This is a genomic window from Vibrio sp. V30_P3S12P165 (genome assembly GCF_009904905.1).
Taxonomy (GTDB): domain Bacteria; phylum Pseudomonadota; class Gammaproteobacteria; order Enterobacterales; family Vibrionaceae; genus Vibrio; species Vibrio fujianensis.
Genome location: NZ_WXWH01000059.1, coordinates 16612 through 37428, shown reverse-complemented (window position 1 = coordinate 37428; position 20817 = coordinate 16612). Strand labels below are relative to the sequence as shown.

General features: G+C 43.3%; 22 protein-coding genes. 15 read left to right on the top strand and 7 right to left on the bottom strand.

Annotated features, from left to right (window positions below):
- Positions 1–164: 164 nt before the first annotated feature.
- The 3 genes from CAG57_RS11905 to CAG57_RS11895 form a co-directional block, all read right to left on the bottom strand.
- On the bottom strand, positions 165–695 hold the full coding sequence (locus CAG57_RS11905) for an MltR family transcriptional regulator (protein ID WP_161427007.1): 531 nt from the start codon (positions 693–695) through the stop codon (positions 165–167).
- Between the two features lie 60 nt (positions 696–755).
- Positions 756–1904 (bottom strand): mannitol-1-phosphate 5-dehydrogenase, encoded by a 1149-nt coding sequence (locus CAG57_RS11900; RefSeq protein WP_161427006.1) that lies wholly within the window; start codon positions 1902–1904, stop codon positions 756–758.
- Positions 1905–2002: 98 nt separating this feature from the next.
- A complete protein-coding gene (locus CAG57_RS11895) occupies positions 2003–3952 on the bottom strand; it encodes a PTS mannitol transporter subunit IICBA (protein WP_161427005.1) in 1950 nt (649 codons plus the stop codon).
- A gap of 565 nt (positions 3953–4517) precedes the next feature.
- Between CAG57_RS11895 and CAG57_RS11890 the strand changes: the two genes are divergently transcribed.
- Both CAG57_RS11890 and CAG57_RS11885 read left to right on the top strand, forming a co-directional pair.
- Positions 4518–5465: a M23 family metallopeptidase gene (locus tag CAG57_RS11890; RefSeq protein WP_161433721.1), complete on the top strand. Its 948-nt coding sequence runs from the start codon at positions 4518–4520 to the stop codon at positions 5463–5465.
- An 8-nt stretch (positions 5466–5473) separates the two neighbouring features.
- Positions 5474–5797, top strand: a complete 324-nt coding sequence (locus CAG57_RS11885; RefSeq protein ID WP_237665823.1) for a bactofilin family protein — start codon at positions 5474–5476, stop codon at positions 5795–5797.
- A gap of 12 nt (positions 5798–5809) precedes the next feature.
- Here the strand turns inward: CAG57_RS11885 and CAG57_RS11880 are convergent, their stop codons facing one another.
- Positions 5810–7489, bottom strand: a complete 1680-nt coding sequence (locus tag CAG57_RS11880; RefSeq protein ID WP_161427051.1) for an RluA family pseudouridine synthase — start codon at positions 7487–7489, stop codon at positions 5810–5812.
- A 113-nt stretch (positions 7490–7602) separates the two neighbouring features.
- On the bottom strand, positions 7603–8187 hold the full coding sequence (locus CAG57_RS11875) for a LysE family translocator (RefSeq protein WP_161427050.1): 585 nt from the start codon (positions 8185–8187) through the stop codon (positions 7603–7605).
- A 109-nt stretch (positions 8188–8296) separates the two neighbouring features.
- On the opposite strand from CAG57_RS11875, the gene CAG57_RS11870 reads away from it, so the two are divergent.
- The gene (locus CAG57_RS11870) at positions 8297–8740 is read left to right on the top strand and encodes an Lrp/AsnC family transcriptional regulator (protein ID WP_161427049.1); all 444 of its coding nucleotides are present in this window, start codon (positions 8297–8299) and stop codon (positions 8738–8740) included.
- 37 nt (positions 8741–8777) lie between these two features.
- On the opposite strand, the gene CAG57_RS11865 is transcribed toward CAG57_RS11870, so the two are convergent.
- On the bottom strand, positions 8778–9041 hold the full coding sequence (locus CAG57_RS11865; protein ID WP_099610988.1) for a DUF3012 domain-containing protein: 264 nt from the start codon (positions 9039–9041) through the stop codon (positions 8778–8780).
- A 376-nt stretch (positions 9042–9417) separates the two neighbouring features.
- Here CAG57_RS11865 and rbsD point away from each other — a divergent pair, with 376 nt between their 5' ends.
- The 6 genes from rbsD to CAG57_RS11835 all read left to right on the top strand — a co-directional run bounded on the left by rbsD (position 9418) and on the right by CAG57_RS11835 (position 15370).
- Complete coding sequence (gene rbsD / locus CAG57_RS11860; RefSeq protein WP_161427048.1) at positions 9418–9837, top strand: D-ribose pyranase; 420 nt, start codon at positions 9418–9420, stop codon at positions 9835–9837.
- A 34-nt stretch (positions 9838–9871) separates the two neighbouring features.
- The gene (gene rbsA / locus CAG57_RS11855) at positions 9872–11380 is read left to right on the top strand and encodes a ribose ABC transporter ATP-binding protein RbsA (protein WP_161427047.1); all 1509 of its coding nucleotides are present in this window, start codon (positions 9872–9874) and stop codon (positions 11378–11380) included.
- Positions 11377–12360, top strand: coding sequence for a ribose ABC transporter permease (gene rbsC, locus CAG57_RS11850; RefSeq protein WP_099610991.1), 984 nt, complete (start codon positions 11377–11379; stop codon positions 12358–12360). The genes rbsA and rbsC overlap by 4 nt, the downstream gene beginning before the upstream one ends.
- Positions 12361–12422: 62 nt before the next feature.
- Positions 12423–13301, top strand: a complete 879-nt coding sequence (rbsB, locus tag CAG57_RS11845; protein ID WP_161427046.1) for a ribose ABC transporter substrate-binding protein RbsB — start codon at positions 12423–12425, stop codon at positions 13299–13301.
- A 122-nt stretch (positions 13302–13423) separates the two neighbouring features.
- Complete coding sequence (gene rbsK / locus CAG57_RS11840) at positions 13424–14344, top strand: ribokinase (RefSeq protein ID WP_099610993.1); 921 nt, start codon at positions 13424–13426, stop codon at positions 14342–14344.
- A gap of 12 nt (positions 14345–14356) precedes the next feature.
- Complete coding sequence (locus tag CAG57_RS11835; protein WP_099610994.1) at positions 14357–15370, top strand: substrate-binding domain-containing protein; 1014 nt, start codon at positions 14357–14359, stop codon at positions 15368–15370.
- Positions 15371–15413: 43 nt separating this feature from the next.
- On the opposite strand, the gene CAG57_RS11830 is transcribed toward CAG57_RS11835, so the two are convergent.
- Entirely contained in the window at positions 15414–16382 is a 969-nt protein-coding gene (locus CAG57_RS11830) for a KpsF/GutQ family sugar-phosphate isomerase (protein WP_161430519.1), read from the bottom strand.
- A gap of 265 nt (positions 16383–16647) precedes the next feature.
- On the opposite strand from CAG57_RS11830, the gene srlA reads away from it, so the two are divergent.
- From srlA to srlR, 6 genes are all read left to right on the top strand, one after another.
- Positions 16648–17196 (top strand): PTS glucitol/sorbitol transporter subunit IIC, encoded by a 549-nt coding sequence (gene srlA, locus CAG57_RS11825; protein WP_099610996.1) that lies wholly within the window; start codon positions 16648–16650, stop codon positions 17194–17196.
- 12 nt (positions 17197–17208) lie between these two features.
- Positions 17209–18195: a PTS glucitol/sorbitol transporter subunit IIB gene (srlE, locus tag CAG57_RS11820; RefSeq protein ID WP_161427045.1), complete on the top strand. Its 987-nt coding sequence runs from the start codon at positions 17209–17211 to the stop codon at positions 18193–18195.
- A gap of 12 nt (positions 18196–18207) precedes the next feature.
- Positions 18208–18573 (top strand): PTS glucitol/sorbitol transporter subunit IIA, encoded by a 366-nt coding sequence (locus CAG57_RS11815; protein ID WP_161427044.1) that lies wholly within the window; start codon positions 18208–18210, stop codon positions 18571–18573.
- A gap of 62 nt (positions 18574–18635) precedes the next feature.
- The gene (gene srlD, locus CAG57_RS11810; RefSeq protein WP_099610999.1) at positions 18636–19415 is read left to right on the top strand and encodes a sorbitol-6-phosphate dehydrogenase; all 780 of its coding nucleotides are present in this window, start codon (positions 18636–18638) and stop codon (positions 19413–19415) included.
- Positions 19416–19503: 88 nt separating this feature from the next.
- A complete protein-coding gene (locus CAG57_RS11805; protein WP_161427043.1) occupies positions 19504–19857 on the top strand; it encodes a transcriptional regulator GutM in 354 nt (117 codons plus the stop codon).
- Positions 19858–19938: 81 nt separating this feature from the next.
- Complete coding sequence (srlR, locus tag CAG57_RS11800; RefSeq protein ID WP_099611001.1) at positions 19939–20715, top strand: glucitol operon DNA-binding transcriptional repressor SrlR; 777 nt, start codon at positions 19939–19941, stop codon at positions 20713–20715.
- Positions 20716–20817: the final 102 nt, after the last annotated feature.

Sequence of the window (20817 nt, the reverse complement as noted above, 5' to 3'; positions counted from 1 at the left end):
ATGGTAGCGATAACCATCTGCAATCGATATCTAATCATCGCCTGAAAGTCTTGACTGGCTTATCTCGACGTTTAATTGTTGCATGCTAATCACATCGATAGTTTTTGGGTTCGAAACTGTTCAGGCTATCACTATTGATATTAAATCAATCAGGAAAAAGAGACTTAAAATGGACTCTCTTTATTTAACTCATTGCAAATTTCAATAATAGCAAGGGATAGCCCGGAGCGAATCACTTGTTGTTGTCGCTGGAGGTGTAAATGATAAAATTCTAGGTCGATGTCCTCATCAGGCTCCGGGGGATTGAGCTGCAATAGGCCCATGTTTTGTACAAGATGAAGTGCTTCAATTGCAGCAAGGATTTTGCTATCCGTAAAAAGATACTCAGCTCCATCACTATTGAGTTGATTGCGCAATTTAATGATGGTTTCAATATCGTGATAAACATCATCAGCAATAACCCCTAAACCATACAATAATTTTAAACGAACGGACAAATTGCCTAGCGGGCCGGTATCGTCTAGTAGTGGCCCAACGACCGATTGGACGGCAAAATTATCTTTGCGAAAAATACGTTGTATCAGTGTATCAATGGCTTGAGCTAACACCTCGACAGTGGTGATAAAAAAACCGCGTACAGAAGGGGCCTCGTTTAGTCGTTCTAAGATATCGATTTCGTTAATTTTTTCTGCCATATACTGATCTAATTTAAGTTGATGATGGGAAGAGCATGCTCTTCCCATCGAAGTGTCATATTAAAGCTGATGATAAATCGCTTCGATTTGTTGTACTTCGACACTGTTTGCATCTAAGCCGGAATAATGCGCTAGCGTTTGAGCAATACCTTGTTTCCGTAGCGAGTTTTGCAGTTCAACCGCTTGTGGATCACTGATATTGGTATATTTCAGCGCGGCAGCAATCCCTTTGAGTAAGGTTTTATTTTCTAAGCCGTATTCTATTGTACCGAGTAATGGTTTGATCAATCTATCATTTACACCTAATTTTCGCAGAGGTTGCCTGCCAACGCGATCCACTTCATCGACTAAATAGGGGTTAGCAAAGCGAGACAAGATCTTTTCAATGTAGGCGTAGTGCAGTTTTCGATCAAAACCATATCGACGAATTAACACTTCGCCACTTTCTTGCATTGCTTGTTTAACTTCAGCATGAATAAGTGGATCTTGGATTGCCTGTCGGATCGTTTGGTGTCCTTTCAAGCAGCCTAAATAAGCGGTGATACAGTGTCCGGTATTGAGGGTAAAGAGTTTACGCTCAACGAAAGCCATCAGATTATCTGTTTTTTCCATGCCGTTAATTGAAGGAATGTCCCCTTTAAATTGTTGTTCATCGACAATCCATTCACTGAAGCTTTCCACGGTCACTTCAAGTGGATCATCGTTTGCCGCTTCCGTAGGCGGGACGATTCTATCGACCGCTGAGTCAACAAAACCGACCCATTGTTCTGCTTTTACTTGTGACTCAGAACTTAAATACTTAAAAATTTCACTTTTTAAGTGACTGGTTCCGCGAACCATGTTTTCACAAGCAATGATATTGAGTGGCTGTTCATTGCCGCTAGCAAAGCGCGCTTCAAGTCCCTTAGCTATCGTTTTGGCGATAATATCCAACACAGTGGGGCCAACGGCAGTTGTCACTAAATCGGTATTCATGATGCGTTCAATGACATCATCACTGGCTGAATTTACTGCGGTAACATGGTTGACCGTTTCTATCCGGCATTCACTACCGACGACTTTAACCTGATACTGTTGCTGGTGACTGAGTTGATCGACTAAAGGTTCATTTACATCGGCAAAGGTGACTTGAATATCAGCATCTGCCAGAAGTTTGCCGATAAAACCACGGCCAATATTACCCGCACCAAAATGTACTGCATTTTTCATAATTGATTACCTATTAAAAAGTGACTAACGAGATTAGGGTGAGGTCAGCGTGGTAAATAAGGGGGAGCTGACCTCGTTTTGCCTCAGGAGCAAAGCTATTATGCAGCTTGGGTTTTCGATAAAATGGCCAAGATGTCTTTAATGTCTTTAGTTGAGGTTAATGTCTTGATGGCCTCTGGCTCATCAAGGGCGTTAGTAATGGCAGTAATCACTTGAATATGCTCATCATTTTTTGCAGCAATCCCGATCACGAGTTTAGCAATATCTTCTTTTTCGTCAGTAAATTGAACCCCTGATGGATACTGGCAAATAACAATACCGGTTTTAATGACACGATCTTTAGCTTCTATCGTTCCATGAGGTACCGCGATTGATTCACCTAAGTAGGTTGGAACTAATTTTTCTCGCTCAAACATGGCATCCACATATTCAGGTTCAACATAACCTAGTTCAACCAGTTGATTACCCGCAAAGCGTATCGCTTCTTCTTTATTGCGAGCCGTTAAACCAAGATGAATATTTTTTTCTTGTAGGCTAAAAATGGAAGGTTGTTGGGGCTCAAAATAGTCATCATTGGCAGCGACAACAGACATTTTAATTAAATGCCCATCGTTCGCCGCTTGTGGATATTTCACCGCCAGTAATTGCGTCACCAATTGATTATACATTTGGTTGTCGAGAAAATTATTGAGTGAAAGATGTTGCGCATTCGGAGCATGTTTACGTGCTCGGTCGGTTAAGTCTTTATGGGTAATTACAATATCGACATCTTTCGGTAAATTATTGATAGCAAGGTTGGTTACGTTGATGTTTAGGCCTGCATCTTGTATTTTCTTACGTAGTAAACTGGCACCCATGGCACTAGACCCCATCCCAGCATCACAAGCCACAATGATGTTTTTGACTTGACTAAGGTTGATGTCACGATCGCTACTTGAAGATGTTGGCTGCCCTTTAGCGGTAGATTTCAATTCTTGCATTTGAGCGGTCGCTTTCTCTAGCGCTTCTTCATTATCTTCCTCATCGGTAGAGTGTTGTGCTTTCATTAAAATTGCAGCAACGGTGAAAGAAACACCAGCCGCCGCGAAAATGGAGCAAAGAACGCCCAGCATCGAGGCTTTGTTGGTCATGAGTAATATAGCAAAAATAGACCCCGGAGAGGCAGGGGAAACAATGCCGGCATTGAATAAAGTTAAAGTAAATACTCCAGTCATACCGCCTGCAATAGCGGCGAGGATGAGGCGCGGATTCATTAAAATGTAGGGAAAATAAATTTCATGGATGCCGCCAAAGAAATGAATAATGGTTGCGCCGCCAGCCGTTTGACGAGCTGTTCCTTTCCCAAAAAACATATAGGCCAGTAAGATTCCTAAACCAGGCCCTGGGTTGGCTTCAATTAGGAAGAAAATTGACTGGCCCATTTCATTGGCTTGTTGAATGCCGAGAGGAGAGAAAATACCGTGGTTAATCGCATTGTTGAGGAAAAGAATTTTTGCAGGTTCAACAAAAATAGAAGTTAAAGGCAGAAGATGAGCCGCGACTAAAAAGTTGACGCCAGCAGCAAGAAGCTCTGAAAGTATTTTTACGAAAGGCCCGATAAGGTAGAAGGCGATGATGGCGCATATCATACCAATAATGCCAGCGGAGAAGTTATTAACCAACATCTCAAAACCGCTTTTTATTTTACCTTCAACCCGTTGGTCGAAATATTTAATAGCCCAGCCACCCATAGGGCCAACGATCATTGCACCCATAAACATAGGGATATCGGTTCCGACAATAACCCCCATGGTAGTAATAGCACCAACAACCGCTCCTCGTTCACCACCGACCAGTTTGCCGCCGGTATAGCCGATCAGCAGCGGAAGTAAATAGGTGATCATTGGGCCAACTAAAGAGGCTAGTGTCTCATTGGGTAACCAGCCGGTTGGAATGAAAAGTGCGGTAATAAAGCCCCAAGCGATGAATGCGCCAATATTGGGCATAACCATGTTTGATAAGAAACGACCAAAATTTTGTATCTTGATCTTAGCATCTGGTGATAACATATCTGTTCCCCGTTCGATGTTCTATAGAAATGATGTGGTAACGGTTCGCCTAAAAACCGTTGGTTGCTTAGTACACAATCAATTTATCACACAATTTTACTTTAGAGCTGACAACGGGTTTTTTGTGATCTCATCCCAGATAAAATTCTTTCTCTTATTATTTTTATATGTCTTATGTCACATTTCTGTATTGTAATTTAATTACATTCCTTATGTTTTTTATTTGTCAATTAATTCTAAATGATTTACGTCTCATTCTAACAATAATTTTCTCGGATAGTAATGATATTTAGATCACGTTTTGTGTCTTTTGTTCTTATTTTGTTCGGTTAAATGTGATTTCGATCGATAGTTTTGTTTGGTTTTATTGCGAAAAAGAAATTAAGGGGAAATTAACGGTGGGTTTTGTAATAAAAATACGATTAAACGTGACGGGATCGATCGGCAAAGTATGATTTAATTCACTGTTATGTGTGGCTTTGTTCTGAATCAGTGAAGCAAAACATTTAGTCGAAATTCGTTACCTGTTAGAATGCCCTCCATTCGTTTTAACATGCGTAATTCTATGAAAGAACAGGTCATCGTTTCTGTTTCCTCTATCCATGGAACTCGGCATTTTCATATTGGAAAATGGTATCGGCATCTATTAAAAGGCTTTGGCTATGTATTGTTTGCCGGAGTCATTACCATCGGTGGGGTGATTTATTATTTATCTAATGAAGTGGATTTTGCGAAACTTAAGCAGCAAGAATTAGAAAATCAATCTTCGTCATTGCTTGGTGAATTGTCGGCACTGAAGGATCTTAAGGATAACTTAGAAAGTGATCTGAATGAGCGAGAAGAAAAAATACAGATTGTTTCTGATCGGCTCGGCGATCTGGAAAAAGTATTAGGTGTGGGAGAAAGCCATGCCGAATTAGAGTCTCGACTCGATACTGCTGCCATTACCTCTTCAGTTAGAATGGTGATGTTGAGCCAAATTCCAAGTGGTTCTCCTGTTCAGGACGCGCGTATTTCGTCAGGATATGGTAAACGTACTCATCCTATTACGGGAGAAGTGAAGTTTCATCGTGGACAAGATTTTGCGGTCAACATAGGCACACCGATTTATGCTCCTGCGGATGGTGTTGTTGAAGTGATTCGAGCGAGTAATCAAGGGTCTGGTAATTTTTTGCGTTTACAACATTCTTATGGTTTCTCGAGTTCTTACTCTCACATGCAAAAGTTCGCGGTAAAAAGTGGTGATTTTGTACAGAAAGGCGATTTAATTGGTTATTCCGGTAACACTGGCCTTTCTTCTGGCCCTCATTTGCACTATGAAATTCGATTTGTGGGTCGACCGTTGGATCCTCGGCCGTTTGTGGATTGGGGAGTCAATGATTTTGATAGTTTATTTAGTAAAGTAAGAGGTATTCGATGGGAATCTTTAGTAAACAAAGTCGAGCTAAGAGTCAGCGCTCAGTTACAACTCTCATCGCAAAAGGCTGTGCAGTTAGTGGACAACTCAGGTTAGAAAGCAATATGCAAGTAGATGGTTTGATCGATGGGCAACTTCATGTCGAAAAAACCTTGGTGATCAGTGAAAGCGGTATCGTGAGTGGTGAAATTTTTGCACAGCATGTGATTGTGAACGGACAGTTTGAAGGAACCTGTCATGCAGATAAAATCGAAATTCTGACAAAAGGGCAGGTGAAAGGCTCGCTTTACAGTGATGATCTCAGCATTGAACAAGGTGGACGTTTTAATGGCGTCACTTATCCAGCTGCTGAGAAAAATGTGGCGCAGCTTGCCGAGATCACTGAGTTAAAAGAAGTGAAAGAATCGAAAAATATTGCCAAAGGCTAGAAGCATCTGAAACTAAAAAGGAACGGGCGTTTCGAAAACCATTCTTTTTTTGTGGTAAGGGTGAACAAAACTTAGTTTTTGAGCGTGTAAGCAAAGTCGAGCGCCTTTTTCTCCATAAAGATCGTCACCCACTATCGGCATCGCTAACCCATCATGATGTGCGCAATGGACGCGCAGCTGGTGGGTGCGCCCCGTTAAAGGGTAGAGGTTGACCCGAGTTTGACCATTTTCGATGGCCACTTTTTCCCACCGCGTGTGCGCCGCTTTGCCCTGTTTTTCACAGACTTTCTGTCTTGGTCTATCTTCTAAATCAGCACATAAAGGAAGCGTAATATCGCCTTGTTGTTGTAAGAGTTCTCCGGCTAATAAAGCGACATACTGCTTTTCTACTTGGCGAGTAATAAACTGTTTTTGGAGCGATTTATTGGCCCGTCGAGTTAAAGCAAAGACTAAAAGCCCAGAAGTGGACATATCTAAACGATGGAGAACAAATGGCCCCTCAACATCGGGGAAGGTTTGCTCTAAACGTGTTTGTACTGAGTCTTTAATATTGACGCCGGGTACAGAGAGAAACTCTGCGGGTTTGTTAACAACAACAATCGCTTCATCTTGGTAAATGATCGTTATCTCTTTTCCTTCGGCGGGGTTCTGAAGTAGAGGATTATCGTCCATTGGCAGCCCTTTGAGCATATGGGTGAGAATCGGCTGACATTTACTTTGGCAGGCAGGATAAAACTGCCCATGCTGGCGAATTTCAGATTTAGGCGAACACCCCCACCAAAATTCAGCCATGGCAATTGGGGTTAAATGATGCAGGAACGCATACTGTAATAGTTTCGGGGCAGCACATTCACCGGCACCCGCTGGCGGAATAGGGGTCATTGCACCGGCAAAAATATCGTTTAAGTTTTTCTCTTCACCGGATTGGTTAAGGAATCGGTAGTGAGCAAAGAGTTTGTGCTGTAATTGCGCAGAGCGCTGTTTACGTTGTTGCTTGAGCGCTTCGATTGTTTGATCTAGTTGATGTAATTGGCTGCTGAGTTCGTTAATACGTTTTTGCCAATCGAGTTTCAGTTGTTTAAGTTGCCATTTCTCATACACACTTTGTTGAGCCAGTTGTGCCAATAAGGCTGGCCGTTGCTCCTCTGGCAAGGTTTCTACTTGTTTTCGTTGATGTTTTCTCTGGGCGCGATGGTTCGTCATCTGCTGCTGTTGTCGTACAATTGCATGTTTGGCGGTTTGCTGAGCCTCATCAAGCTTGTGGATTAATTGTTTGCGTAATGTTGCTTCGGTTAATTCAATAATTTGTCGATTCATATCAGAAATTTGTTCGGCTTCATGACAAAAAAAGCTTGAGTCAGTAAAACGATCAAACACCGGAGGGACAAAACCGGGTAGATGATCTTGCCCAGCGAGTTGACCGGAAAATGCTGATAAGTAACCCAATGTACCGAGCGGATGCCTTACAACCAGTACACCAAACATTTTCCCATGTGAATGCTGTGTTTGCTCATTCAGTCCAAAAGGGTGTGTCCAATGTGTTTGAGTCGTCAGGTGCAGTTGTAGCTCTTGGGCTGCAATCACCGATAATGGGTGGGGGTCATAGCAAAATGGGTAAGTAAAACGCAAGGGAGGCGTGAGGGTAGCAATATCGTTTTTAAATGGGGTAAAACAGTCAGGATAAGTGGGCATAGTCGCGATCGGTTGTCTACATACCTAGCAATTTTACTGTGCTTAACAAGAAAAGTCAGTATTTCTCCCTCAGCATGTCGTATAAACGATGTGCTGAGGAAGAAAATGTAATGCTAGAGCATTGGCAGAACAGAAAGCAGCAATAGCCCTCCCATGATGCCGTTAAACCAGCGCACGTAGCGAGAGTTATTCATCCAATAGCTGAGTTGCTTGCCTGCGGCAGCCCATACGCTGACTGATGGGATATTGACCACGATAAACACCAGCGCAATCACCATAAGCTGTAACCAACTGGCACTTGGATTAAAGACACTAACCGCGGTAAGAGCCATCGACCAACCTTTTGGGTTAACCCACTGAAAAAGTACCGCACTTGAAAAGCTCATCGGTTGATAGTCTTGTTTGGCTTGTGTGGGGGAGCTAAAGGCAATTTTAAACGCTAAATAGATTAAATAACCACTACAGGCAATGTGTAATCCATGCTGCATCCATGGGTAGCGTTGAAATAAATCCGTTAGGCCAATACCCACCAGTAATACCATAATGCTAAAGCCTAAAGTGACACCAAGCATATGCGGGATCGTGCGGATAAAGCCGACATTTGCCCCTGAGGTCATCAACATAATATTGTTTGGCCCTGGGGAAAAGGTCGAAACAAAAGCAAAGGCGATCAACGGTCCCCACTGTGTGTAGTCCATACTCTCTTCTTTTTTCGGTCATAGAATAGGAAAAATAGTAATAGCATTGATGGACAATATTGTGTTTATATTTGTTATAAATGAATGAATCAAACAATAAAAATTAACTATGGACAAATTTGACGAAAGAATATTGCATGAGCTACAGGCAAACGGGCGAATTGCCAATGTTGAGCTGGCCGAACGGGTCGGGTTATCACCGTCCGCGACGCTCCGACGTGTGCAAGAGCTTGAACGTAAGCGAGTAATCAAAGGTTATCGAGCGGTATTAGATAAAACACAGCTAAATATCGGTTTTATTGCTTATGTGGCAATTGGATTAAATAGCCATACCAAGAAGGCTCAACTCAGTTTTGAAGAGCATGTTCAGTTTGCGAAAGAAGTTGTTGAATGCCATAACATCACGGGGATGAATGAATATTTATTACGCGTTGAGACTAAAGATCTGAGTGCTTATAAACGCTTTCATGCCGATGTATTAGGGGAATGTCTTACGGTAAAATCCATCAGTACCATGGTGGTGATGGATTCCCCGAAAGATGAGCGGCAATAAAGAGCGCTGGTTGTATATTGCTTTGGTGCCTTTTAGACTAAAAGATACAGTGCTTCGCGTAAGAGGTCGCTTCATTTGCCGTCCAGTCTCCTTTCGGCTTGAGTTGCATATCTTCACACCAGGCTTGGCTGCCGATTTCTGACTGTAATAGGCAGTGTTTGGTAAAATCCAGCGCACCTTGAGCGCTCCATTCGCTTTTCGGTTTATCACGCATGTCTTGGCACCAAGAAGCGGTGCCCACTTCATTTTCACAGGCACTTAATGCCAATGTACTCAGTAAAATCAATACTTGTTTTTTCATTGCTCAGGATCCGCTACGAGTAGAAGTTGAAATCATAGCCGAAGTGAACCGTTGAGTGCTACTGATGTGCTGATTATTTTAGGGGCGGTTGCTTAGTTTACCTTGAATTAACCGAAACTCTGTTTTGGTGAAATAGCAAAAAATCCTCGTGACTACTGATAAAACTCTCAGTGATCATTCTCACTATTTGCTGAATTTTATATCGGCATTTACTGATCCAACTCACACTCTGCTTTCAATCTTAGTGCAATGCATAATTCTCACGTTAATATCACATCGAAACGTTTCGATGTGTATTTTTTCTACAATTTGTCCTCTGGTTTGGCAGCAAACTGAATGATAAAACTGCAAGCGTGAATAAATATAAGGCAGAACAATGAAAAAAAGTACCCTACTGAATGCTGAACTCTCTTACCTTGTGGCGACATTAGGCCATACGGATGAAGTCACGATTTGTGATGCTGGTTTACCGATTGATGGATCGGTGCAACGGATTGATTTAGCGCTGACACATGGCATTCCAAGCTTTATAGAGACCGTTAAGGTGATATTGAGCGAAATGCAAGTGCAAGCCGTGGTGCTGGCGCAGGAGTTTGCCCAAGTGAGCCCAGATTTATATGCGGCACTGATGAGTGAACTCAAAGAAGAAGAGACACGCTGCGGCCATACCATCACCATGACCTATCTTCCTCATGAAGCGTTTAAAATTCGCACTGGTGATAGCCGAGCGGTGATTAGAACGGGGGAATGTACGCCGTATGCCAATATTATTTTCCAAGCCGGTGTCGTGTTTTAACGCCCAGATAGTAATCCAGATCTAAGGAGGAGTGATGACTCAACCGATTTTGGCTCTCCGTGACATTGATAAAGCCTTCCCTGGTGTGAAGGCGCTTGATCAAGCTTGTCTGAATGTCTATCCGGGACGGGTAATGGCACTGATGGGAGAGAATGGCGCAGGGAAATCGACCTTAATGAAAGTGTTAACGGGAATTTATAGTAAAGATGCAGGCAGCATCGAGTATCAAGGTCAACCTGTCAATTTTAAAGGGCCACGAGATTCACAGCAAGCCGGGATCAGCATTATTCACCAAGAATTGAACCTAATTCCTCAATTGACCATTGCTGAAAATATTTTCCTAGGCCGAGAAAAAACTGGAGTCTTTGGCCATATTTTATGGAAAGAAATGTACGCCGAAGCGGATCAACTGCTGGCGCGTTTAAATGTGAAGCACAGTGCGAAGACCTTATTGGGGGAACTGAGCTTAGGTGAACAACAGATGGTGGAAATCGCCAAAGCGCTGTCGTTTGAGTCCAAAGTCATCATTATGGATGAGCCGACGGATGCATTAACCGATACCGAAACCGATTCACTGTTTAAAGTAATTAATGAATTGCGTGATCAAGGTTGTGGCATTGTTTATATCTCGCATCGATTAAAAGAGATTTTCCAGATCTGTGATGACATTACCGTTCTGCGTGATGGCAAATTTATTGGTCAATGTCGAGTGGATGACACCAATGAAGATGGCCTTATTGAAATGATGGTTGGGCGTAAATTGGAAGAGCAATACCCCCGTATTGATGTTCAACCAGAAAATAGCGTGTGTTTAGAGGTGATTGGCTTGACCGGATCGGGGGTTCATGATGTGAGCTTTACCCTTAAACGGGGCGAAATTTTAGGCATTTCAGGCTTGATGGGCGCAGGGCGCAGTGAGCTGATGAAAGTGATCTACGGCGCTCTGCCTTCCGAGCATGGGGTGATTAATCTTGATGGACGCACCATTAATCCTGTCAGTCCGCAAGATGGACTAGCCAATGGGATCGCATATATCTCTGAAGATCGCAAAGGCGATGGGTTAGTACTGGGCTTATCAGTGAAAGAAAACATGTCGCTGTGTGCTTTAGATAAATTAACCAAAGGTATTCAGATCCAACATAGTGAAGAAGCAATCGCAGTCGAGGATTTTATTCAGCTCTTTAACATCAAAACGCCTTCTCGTCATCAAATTATTGGCAACCTCTCTGGTGGAAACCAACAGAAAGTCGCCATTGCAAAAGGGCTGATGACAAAACCGAAAGTGTTGATTTTAGACGAGCCGACCCGAGGTGTGGATGTGGGGGCGAAAAAAGAGATCTATCAGTTGATCAACAAATTTAAAGCACAAGGGATGAGCATTATTTTGGTGTCCTCAGAAATGCCGGAAGTGTTGGGAATGAGTGACCGTATTTTAGTGATGCATGAAGGCCGCATTAGTGGTGAATTCGATGCAAAACAAGCGAACCAAGAAAATTTATTAGCCTGTGCCGTTGGCAAAACCGTGAATGAGGATGCAGCATGAGTAGTAAAACCATGAGTAATCCAACCCCAGACGGCGGACAAAAATTGTTTAGCAAAGCGTGGTTGATTGAACAAAAATCGTTGATCGCATTGCTATTTCTAGTGGTTGTGGTGTCATTTTTAAACCCAAACTTTTTTACGGTTGATAACATTTTAAATATTCTGCGCCAAACCTCGGTCAATGCCATTATTGCGGTTGGGATGACTTTAGTCATTTTAACGGCAGGAATTGATTTAAGCGTGGGTTCTGTTTTAGCGTTGTGTGGCGCGTTTGCTGCCAGCCTAATTGCGCTTGAAGTGCCCGTATTGGTTGCGGTGCCCACCGCTTTATTAGCGGGAGCCGTGTTGGGGGGCATTAGTGGCATTATTATCGCTAAAGGCAAAGTACAAGCCTTTATTGCTACCTTAGTGACCATGACCTTGCTACGTGGCGTCACTATGGTTTACACCGATGGCCGCCCGATTTCCACTGGCTTTACCGATACCGCCGATGCTTTTGCTTGGTTTGGGACTGGCTATGCACTTGGGATTCCCGTTCCGGTCTGGATGATGGTGATTGTTTTTGCTGCGGCATGGTATCTACTCAATCACACCCGTTTTGGTCGCTATGTTTATGCTATGGGGGGTAACGAGTCAGCGGCGCGTTTATCCGGCATCAATGTTGATCGCGTTAAAATCGGCGTCTATGCCATTTGTGGTTTATTGTCGGCTTTGGCGGGCATCATTGTCACGTCTCGCCTCTCTTCCGCACAGCCAACCGCAGGTATGGGCTATGAGTTGGATGCCATTGCCGCGGTCGTACTTGGCGGAACCAGCTTAATGGGTGGCAAAGGACGAATCATGGGAACCTTGATTGGGGCACTAATCATCGGTTTCCTCAATAACGCATTGAACTTACTCGATGTAACCTCTTACTACCAGATGATAGCAAAAGCAGTGGTTATTTTGCTTGCGGTACTGGTGGACAATAAAAACAAGTAAATCGTGAACCCGCCACACGGAAATGGTTACTGTGTGGCCCCCTACAAAAAAGGACGATAAACATGAAAAAACTGGCAACTTTAATTTCTGCTGCGCTGCTGTCTGCTTCTGTTTCGGTATCCGCTTATGCAAGCGACAACATTGCGATTGTGGTTTCAACACTTAATAACCCATTTTTTGTCACCATGAAAGATGGGGCAGAAGCGAAAGCGAAAGAGTTGGGTTACAACTTGATTGTTCTGGATTCACAAAATGATCCCAGTAAAGAACTTTCTAATGTGGAAGATTTAACCGTACGCGGTGTAAAAGCCATTTTGATTAACCCGACCGATTCCGATGCCGTATCCAATGCAATTCGCATGGCGAACCGTGCTAAAGTGCCAGTGCTGACATTAGACCGAGGCGCAAGCCGCGGTGAGGTCGTGAGCCATATTGCGTCCGATAACGTTGTTGGGGGTGAAATGGCGGGGCATTTTATTGTCGAAAAAGTCGGTGAAAAAGCCAAAGTTATTCAATTGGAGGGCATTGCCGGAACATCCGCTGCGCGTGAACGTGGGGAAGGATTTATGAATGCGGTCAAAGGCAGTGGTATGCAGCTGTTAGCCAGTCAACCCGCTGATTTTGACCGAAACAAAGGGCTAAACGTAATGGAAAACCTGCTTGCGGCGAATCCAGACGTTCAAGCGGTGTTTGCACAAAACGATGAAATGGCATTAGGAGCGTTGCGAGCGGTACAAGCTTCCGGCAAAAATGTGTTAATTGTTGGTTTTGATGGTACCGATGATGGGATTGCGGCAGTTCATCGTGGCCAATTGGCAGCAACGGTAGCACAGCAACCGGATCTTATTGGTGCGCTAGGTGTGGAAACCGCTGATCGCGTACTGAAAGGGGAAAATGTTGATGCTTACATTCCCGTTCCTCTGAAAATTATTGGTCAATAAAAACTTAACCCCTACCGTATAAGGTGGGGGTTCCTTATCCAAATAGAGTGCTATAGCGCTTGTGAAAGCGCTTAGTTAGGCGTTAAAGCTCTCTATTTCTAATCAAACTGAGGATAATCCTTATGAACAAATTGGTAGTATTAGGCAGTGTCAATGCTGACCATGTTCTTCAAGTGCCTTCTTTTCCTCGTCCTGGCGAGACGCTCCATGGCCGTAATTACCAAGTGATTCCCGGTGGTAAAGGTGCAAATCAAGCGGTTGCCGCCGCTCGGCTTGGGGCCGATATTGGTTTTATCGCTTGTGTTGGAGATGATGCTTTTGGCATTAATATTCGAGAAAGTTTTAAGTTGGATGGAATCGATATCTCAGGCATAAAAATGCAGCCCAATTGCCCAACCGGGATAGCGATGATCCAAGTCTCTGATCGTGGTGAAAACAGTATTTGCTTGTCAGCAGAAGCCAATGCAAAGTTAAGCGCTCAAGCGATAGAAGCCGATTTAGCACGTATTCGTGCTGCCAAGTACTTGTTGATGCAGTTAGAAACACCCATTGATGGGATTGTTAAAGCGGCGCAGGAAGCGAAACAGGCCAAAACTAATGTGGTGCTTAATCCAGCGCCAGCTCAAACGCTGCCGGACGAATTGTTGCGATGTATTGATGTGATAACCCCGAATGAAACAGAAGCGGAGGTATTAACTGGCATCACTGTGCTAGACGAAGTGACGGCTCAACAAGCTGCGAATGTGCTGCACCAAAAAGGCATTGAAATTGTCATGATCACTTTAGGTGCTAAAGGAGTTTGGTTGAGTGAAAATGGCCGTGGAAAATGCATTGCTGGTTTTCGTGTTTCAGCGGTCGATACCACGGCGGCGGGGGATACCTTTAATGGTGCGTTTGTTACTGGTTTATTAGAAGAAATGCCTTTAGAATCAGCCATTAAATTTGCTCATGCTGCGGCTGCTATTTCGGTAACCCGATTTGGCGCACAAACCTCAATTCCAACTCGACATGAAGTGAACCAATTTTTAGCTCAGCACCAATAAGGAGAAGATCACATGGCGACCATGAAAGACATCGCACGCATTGCCGGTGTTTCCACATCAACCGTGAGTCATGTGATCAATAAAACGCGTTATGTCAGTGATGAGATTGCCGAACGGGTGAACAAAGTCGCCCAAGAGCTGAATTATGCCCCTTCTGCTTTAGCTCGAAGTCTAAAAATGAACCGTACCCATACCATTGGTATGCTGGTCACGACATCCACCAACCCCTTTTTTGGTGAAGTGGTAAAAGGGGTCGAACGCAGTTGTTATCAACAAGGATATAATCTTATTCTTTGCAATACGGAAGGTGATAATCAACGTATGAAATCATCCATCAATGCTTTGTTACAAAAGCGGGTCGATGGTTTGATTTTAATGTGTTCAACCTTAGAAGGGGAACGTATTGAGGTCTTTGATCGCTATCCCGATATCCCAGTCGTGGTGATGGATTGGGGACCAATGTTGTTTGCTAGTGATAAAATTCAAGACAACTCATTGCGTGGCGGATACATGGCAACTCAGTATTTGATTGAATGTGGACATCAGTCAATCGGTTGTATTACTGGCCCGCTGATCCGCCATCAAGCACAAATGCGTTATGAAGGCTATAAACGTGCACTACTCGACGCTGGGTTAGAGATTAACCCCCATTGGATTGTTGAGTCTAATTTTGAATGTGAAGGCGGCTTAGAGGCACTGACCCGAATGCAAAAAAGGGGGCCTCTTCCGAGTGCTCTTTTTGTCTGTAATGACATGATGGCCATGGGGGTGATTCATGCAGCAAATAGAGCCGGGGTTGCTATTCCAGCACAGTTATCAGTAATGGGTTACGATGATATCCATATTGCTCAGTTTATGCTTCCCGCCTTAACCACCATTCATCAGCCCAAGTATCGTTTAGGTCAAGCAGCGGTAGAGACCCTACTGAGTAAACTGGAAAATCTCAGCCGCGAGCCTCAGGTGGTGCAATTAGAACCGACCCTAGTGGTTCGTGACAGTGTGAAGCGGATCAATCGGTCGCGGTAGCGATCTAACCCCTAGCTAAACATTTTCAGTTAATCATGTGAGCTTAGATGATACCCGCTCTTTGAATTGATTGCTGATTGATCACCCCTAGATAATGCTGTTTTTCGTTGATAATAGGCAGTGCGGTAATTCCATTCTTACGCATGATAGTAAGGGCATGGTGGCATAGCGCGGAGTGACGGATAACAATCGGTTGATGGGTCATTAATTGAGCAATCGTTATCGTCATGTCAATGTTATTATTCAACGCCCTACGAAGATCACCGTCAGTAAAAACACCTTGTAATTGTTTTCCTTCGACAATGGCAATTAATCCTAATCCAGTATTACACATGATCTCAATAACCTCAGTTAAGCTTGTTTTTGGCGAACAATAGGCCGCGGTATGTACATCTGTCATCAGTTGATGGACTTGGGTTAATAGTCGAGCGCCCAGAGCACCTGCCGGGTGAGAAAAAGCAAACTCTTCAGCGGTAAACTTCTTTTCAGACATGACGGTTAACGCAAGTGCATCTCCTATTAACAGGGTATTGGTGGTGCTCGAGGTTGGAGCTAGCCCAAGCGGACAGGCTTCTTTTTCGACATTAATATTTAAAAGGTAGTGGCTATGTTTGGCTAGGTAACTGTTGCGTTGCCCTGTAATCGCAATGATGGGAATACGTTTGCTCAATAATAACGGCACAATCGTTTTAAATTCACTCGCTTCGCCCGAGTAAGAGATCAAAATCGCTAAATCGTGCTCAGTGATCATCCCTAGATCCCCATGTAAAGCTTCTGCTGGGTGAATAAAAAATGCCGGCGATCCCGTTGAGGCGAAAGTCGCTGCAATTTTTTTCCCAATATGACCGGATTTACCGATACCAAACAGAATAATTTTGCCTTTGCATTGCTGTATCGCCATACAACTGTTAGCAAATGCGATATCCAGCCGATTTTTAAGCCGAGCTCCTTGCTCTAACTCCTGTTGAATAACGTGCTTACCACATTCAATCATACGTTCGATTATCGTCATCTTCTCACCTACCGGTTTTTTCTGTTTTCATTTTTCAACCTTTTCTTTCAAGTAAAAGTCGAGAAAAGCATGGCTATTTATTTTTATTGATTATTTCAAAGTTAATCATCCCATGAAAGATTTTCCTTACTTTATTTTTACTTTGAAAGCCTATTTTTGTGATCGCTTTCAATTAAGTGAAAATATGAGCTTTTAATCTGAAAGTTAAAGTGAAAGTATATTGGTGTGGTAAGACACACGGTCACAATTAAATGAGGGTCTAAAGATGGAATGGATAATTCACGGTGCGGAATGGTTTATTGGGCTGTTCCAAAAAGGGGGCGATGTCTTCGTTAGCATGGTAACAGGAATACTGCCATTGCTGATTGCGTTGCTCGTGGCAATGAACGCATTAATTCAATTTATAGGGCAAGAGCGTGTTGAACGTTTGGCGCAGCGCAGTGCAGGAAACCCGATATCTCGTTATTTCGTGTTACCTGTTATCGGTACATTTATTTTTTGTAATCCGATGACACTGAGTCTTGGGCGATTTTTACCTGAACGTTACAAACCTTCCTATTATGCAGCGGCATCATACAGTTGCCACTCGATGAATGGGCTCTTCCCACATATTAATCCAGGCGAATTGTTTGTTTATTTAGGCATTGCGAGTGGGTTAACGACATTGGGTTTACCGCTTGGTCCTTTGGCGGTGAGCTATTTACTGGTTGGGATGATCACGAATTTTTTCCGCGGATGGGTTACTGATTTCACCACCATGATGGTTGAACGGCAACAAGGTGTTCAACTTGAAAGTGAAGTTCATTTCAAATAGAGGAATAAGATAATGAATTACATTCAAATTGAAAAAGGTAATGGTGGTTGGGGTGGCCCTTTACGTTTACCGATTGAACCCAATAAAAAAATTATTTATATCACCGGTGGCACACGTCCCAGCATTGTCGATAAGCTAGCCGAGCTAACTGGATGGGAAGCGGTCGATGGTTTTAAAACCACCATTAGTGATGATGAAATTGGTGTGGCCGTGATCGATTGCGGTGGAACCTTACGTTGTGGGTTATATCCTAAAAAACGTATTCCTACCATCAACATTCATTCCACTGGTCAAAGTGGCCCTTTGGCACAATTCATTACTGAAGATATTTACGTCTCTGGTGTTAGAGATAAAAATATCTTTTTATATCAAGGCGATGATGTAAGTGCTTCGACGGTCACTCACGACCTTAGTCAACCAGAAGCAACTCAGAATAAATTTGATACCAGTAAAAAGCTGACGCAACAAAGTGATGGATTACTGGCCAAAATTGGTATTGGGATGGGGTCAGTTATGGCGGTCTTTTTCCAAGCGGGTCGAGAAACGATTGATACCGTTTTAAAAACCATTTTGCCTTTTATGGCCTTTGTTTCGATGCTCATTGGAGTGATTATGGCGTCAGGGCTTGGCGATCTTATCGCTCATGCGTTGACTCCCTTGGCTCAGAACCCACTCGGATTGATCACCTTAGCGCTGATTTGTTCCTTTCCTTTACTGTCTCCCTTTTTGGGCCCGGGTGCGGTGATTGCCCAAGTCATCGGTGTATTAGTGGGTACCCAAATCGGGTTAGGTAATATTCCACCGCAATTAGCGTTACCTGCGTTATTCGCAATCAATGCGCAAGCGGCCTGTGACTTTATTCCTGTGGGCTTAGGTTTGGCTGAAGCGAAACCGAAAACGGTTGAAATTGGTGTGCCTTCTGTTTTGTATTCCCGTTTTCTGACAGGGGCTCCCACCGTCATGCTCGCTTGGTTTGTTTCAATGTTTATTTATCAATAAGGAGACGAAGTGATGTCTGCCCTTTATCAAGTACAAGTTGAACGAATTGGTGCTTTTGCTTATGAAGCTTTAGAAGATGACATGATGATTATCTTTAGCCAAATCGCACCACAAGATGCTGCCGATTACTGTTTTATTCATAGTCACGATACGTTGAAAGCGCCGATTGAAGCTGGCTACACCTTAATGATTGGTCAGCAACGTTATCCCATTACCTCGGTTGGTGAGGTGGTGAACCAAAACTTAGCTGAACTAGGGCACATCACGATTCGTTTTGATGCGCTAGCGCAAGCTGAGTATCCCGGTTGTCTTCATGTAGATGGGCAGAAACCAACACAAATCATTTGCGGAGAACAGATCACCTTTTTTAAGTCGTAACGTTTTGTTAGTTAAAGTTTTTATATCGTAAGTAAGATGTCAAATAAAAGTTGGAGTGAATCATGGATAAAGTAGCATTGGTGGTAGGTGGTGGCCAAACTTTGGGTGAGTTTCTATCTCGAGGGTTAGCCGCTGAAGGCTATACCGTTGCCGTCGCTGATCTGAATGAGTCGAATGCATGCTCGGTTGCTGAGCAGATTTGTCAGCAATATGGTGACAATAAAGCGATGGGCATTGCCGTAGACGCCACTCAAGAAGCGAGTGTTTGCCATATGGTTCATCAAGTTGATGAGGCGTTTGGACGAGTTGATCTTCTGGTCTATAACGCGGGAACCGCAACCGCGGCTAAGATTGATCAATTTCCCCTCGATGCATGGCAGCTTTCGATTAATGTGAACCTGACCGGCTATTTCTTATGTGCTCGAGAAGTCGCTAAAGTGATGATTAGAGAAGGGCGAGGCGGTCGGATTATTCAAATCAATTCGAAGTCTGGTAAAGTGGGTTCAAAACATAACAGTGGTTATTCTGCGGCGAAATTTGGTGGGGTAGGGCTAACGCAATCATTGGCGTTAGATCTTGCTGAACATCAAATTACCGTACATTCTTTGATGCTGGGGAATTTATTAAAAAGCCCGATGTTTCAGTCTTTGATTCCTCAGTATGCCAAGAAATTGGGAGTGGCAGAGTCTGAAGTGGAACAAATTTATATTGATAAAGTGCCATTAAAAGCGGGTTGTGATTATCAAGATGTACTGAATGTCTTGACCTTTTATGCCAGCGATAGTGCGGCTTATTGCACTGGACAATCAATCAATATTACCGGTGGACAAGTGATGTTTTAATCCTTCCCCCAGGATTTTAGCGTCAATATGCTTCTGAAGTCATTGGGCAGGCTTTGCTTGCCCCTTTTTTTAAATGAGGGCAACGAATATGGATGAGACAACATGGTTAATCGTATTAGCTTTATGTGCTTGGGGTGGCCAGATTGCGCTGGGTTTTTTGCAAATTAGAGCATTCAATAGGATGCTGCAATCTCTTGCAAAGCGAGGACAAGTGAAAATAGGTAAAACTCGCAGTCGCTGGAAACCTAGAACCATTGTGGTCTTCGTTGAAGATGAAAGTCACCGCATTATTGACGCCAAAGTGATGCGGGGAGTCACAATTTTTGCCAGACCCAAATCGCTGCCTGATTTAATAGGTTTAAGCTCACCGATTAACCATGAGCAAGTGATGCACTTAGATAAACCGTTACAAGAAGCGATAAACGTCGCATTTTCAAACTAATCGGCAACACTGTGGGCTTATCTCTTTCAATGTGAAAATTTAATGTTAAACTAATCACAGTATAACCGTTAAGTGAATGATATGAATCTAGATAATAGAAGAGAACAGTTACTGCAGTTTTTGCGTCGTCATGGCAAGACATCGGTCAATGAGTTGGCGAAAATTTTCAAAACATCAGGAGCAACCATTCGTAGTGATTTACGATCATTAGAAGAAGAAGCTTTGGTCATTCGTCGTTATGGGGCTGCTGAAGCTTGTCAAACGCCCTTTATTCATGGTGAAGATCGTTCCATGGATGAGAAGCAGACGGTGAATTTGGAAATGAAATGCCAAATTGCTCAAATGGCGGCTAGCTTGGTTCATGAAGGCGAGTCAATCATTTTAGACTGTGGCAGTACAACCTTACAAATGGTGCCACACTTTGAGCGGTTAACGTCGTTGACCCTGATGACGAACAGTATGCATATTGTTAATGCGATGGCAGATTTAGATACCGAACATACTGTACTTATGCCCGGGGGCACTTATCGACGTAAATCCGCTTCCTTTCATGGTCAAGTGGCCGAACGCGCGTTTCAACATTTTTCCTTTGATAAGCTTTTTATTGGTGCTGATGGTTTTGATTTAACACAAGGAACGACTACATATAATGAAGCTTATCAGGTTAGCCAAGCCATGTGCCAGGCTGCTAGCCAGATCATTGTCGTGACTGATTCTAGTAAATTTGGCCGTCGCAGCCCGAATGTTGTGGTGCCTTTAGAAAAAATAGACATACTCATTACCGATCATAGGATTTCGATAGAAGATGTCCACTCACTTGAAAAACAAGGAATTAAAGTGATTTGTGTCGGTGAGTAGTGGCCTATGAAACGATAGTCGATTTTAGTGATTTTTCACTGTTCGTTTTTTGAAATGAAAATTTGTGGTGATGAAATTCACGATTTTCTCTTTTACCTCTTT

Excerpts from the sequence above, each read along its gene's own strand:
- CAG57_RS11905 (WP_161427007.1), bottom strand. The coding sequence starts at position 695 with ATGGCAGAAAAAATTAACGAAATCGATATCTTAGAACGACTAAACGAG.
- CAG57_RS11900 (WP_161427006.1), bottom strand. The coding sequence starts at position 1,904 with ATGAAAAATGCAGTACATTTTGGTGCGGGTAATATTGGCCGTGGTTTT.
- CAG57_RS11895 (WP_161427005.1), bottom strand. The coding sequence starts at position 3,952 with ATGTTATCACCAGATGCTAAGATCAAGATACAAAATTTTGGTCGTTTC.
- CAG57_RS11890 (WP_161433721.1), top strand. The coding sequence starts at position 4,518 with ATGAAAGAACAGGTCATCGTTTCTGTTTCCTCTATCCATGGAACTCGG.
- CAG57_RS11885 (WP_237665823.1), top strand. The coding sequence starts at position 5,474 with ATGCAAGTAGATGGTTTGATCGATGGGCAACTTCATGTCGAAAAAACC.
- CAG57_RS11880 (WP_161427051.1), bottom strand. The coding sequence starts at position 7,489 with ATGCCCACTTATCCTGACTGTTTTACCCCATTTAAAAACGATATTGCT.
- CAG57_RS11875 (WP_161427050.1), bottom strand. The coding sequence starts at position 8,187 with ATGGACTACACACAGTGGGGACCGTTGATCGCCTTTGCTTTTGTTTCG.
- CAG57_RS11870 (WP_161427049.1), top strand. The coding sequence starts at position 8,297 with ATGGACAAATTTGACGAAAGAATATTGCATGAGCTACAGGCAAACGGG.
- CAG57_RS11865 (WP_099610988.1), bottom strand. The coding sequence starts at position 9,041 with ATGAAAAAACAAGTATTGATTTTACTGAGTACATTGGCATTAAGTGCC.
- rbsD (WP_161427048.1), top strand. The coding sequence starts at position 9,418 with ATGAAAAAAAGTACCCTACTGAATGCTGAACTCTCTTACCTTGTGGCG.
- rbsA (WP_161427047.1), top strand. The coding sequence starts at position 9,872 with ATGACTCAACCGATTTTGGCTCTCCGTGACATTGATAAAGCCTTCCCT.
- rbsC (WP_099610991.1), top strand. The coding sequence starts at position 11,377 with ATGAGTAGTAAAACCATGAGTAATCCAACCCCAGACGGCGGACAAAAA.
- rbsB (WP_161427046.1), top strand. The coding sequence starts at position 12,423 with ATGAAAAAACTGGCAACTTTAATTTCTGCTGCGCTGCTGTCTGCTTCT.
- rbsK (WP_099610993.1), top strand. The coding sequence starts at position 13,424 with ATGAACAAATTGGTAGTATTAGGCAGTGTCAATGCTGACCATGTTCTT.
- CAG57_RS11835 (WP_099610994.1), top strand. The coding sequence starts at position 14,357 with ATGGCGACCATGAAAGACATCGCACGCATTGCCGGTGTTTCCACATCA.
- CAG57_RS11830 (WP_161430519.1), bottom strand. The coding sequence starts at position 16,382 with ATGACGATAATCGAACGTATGATTGAATGTGGTAAGCACGTTATTCAA.
- srlA (WP_099610996.1), top strand. The coding sequence starts at position 16,648 with ATGGAATGGATAATTCACGGTGCGGAATGGTTTATTGGGCTGTTCCAA.
- srlE (WP_161427045.1), top strand. The coding sequence starts at position 17,209 with ATGAATTACATTCAAATTGAAAAAGGTAATGGTGGTTGGGGTGGCCCT.
- CAG57_RS11815 (WP_161427044.1), top strand. The coding sequence starts at position 18,208 with ATGTCTGCCCTTTATCAAGTACAAGTTGAACGAATTGGTGCTTTTGCT.
- srlD (WP_099610999.1), top strand. The coding sequence starts at position 18,636 with ATGGATAAAGTAGCATTGGTGGTAGGTGGTGGCCAAACTTTGGGTGAG.
- CAG57_RS11805 (WP_161427043.1), top strand. The coding sequence starts at position 19,504 with ATGGATGAGACAACATGGTTAATCGTATTAGCTTTATGTGCTTGGGGT.
- srlR (WP_099611001.1), top strand. The coding sequence starts at position 19,939 with ATGAATCTAGATAATAGAAGAGAACAGTTACTGCAGTTTTTGCGTCGT.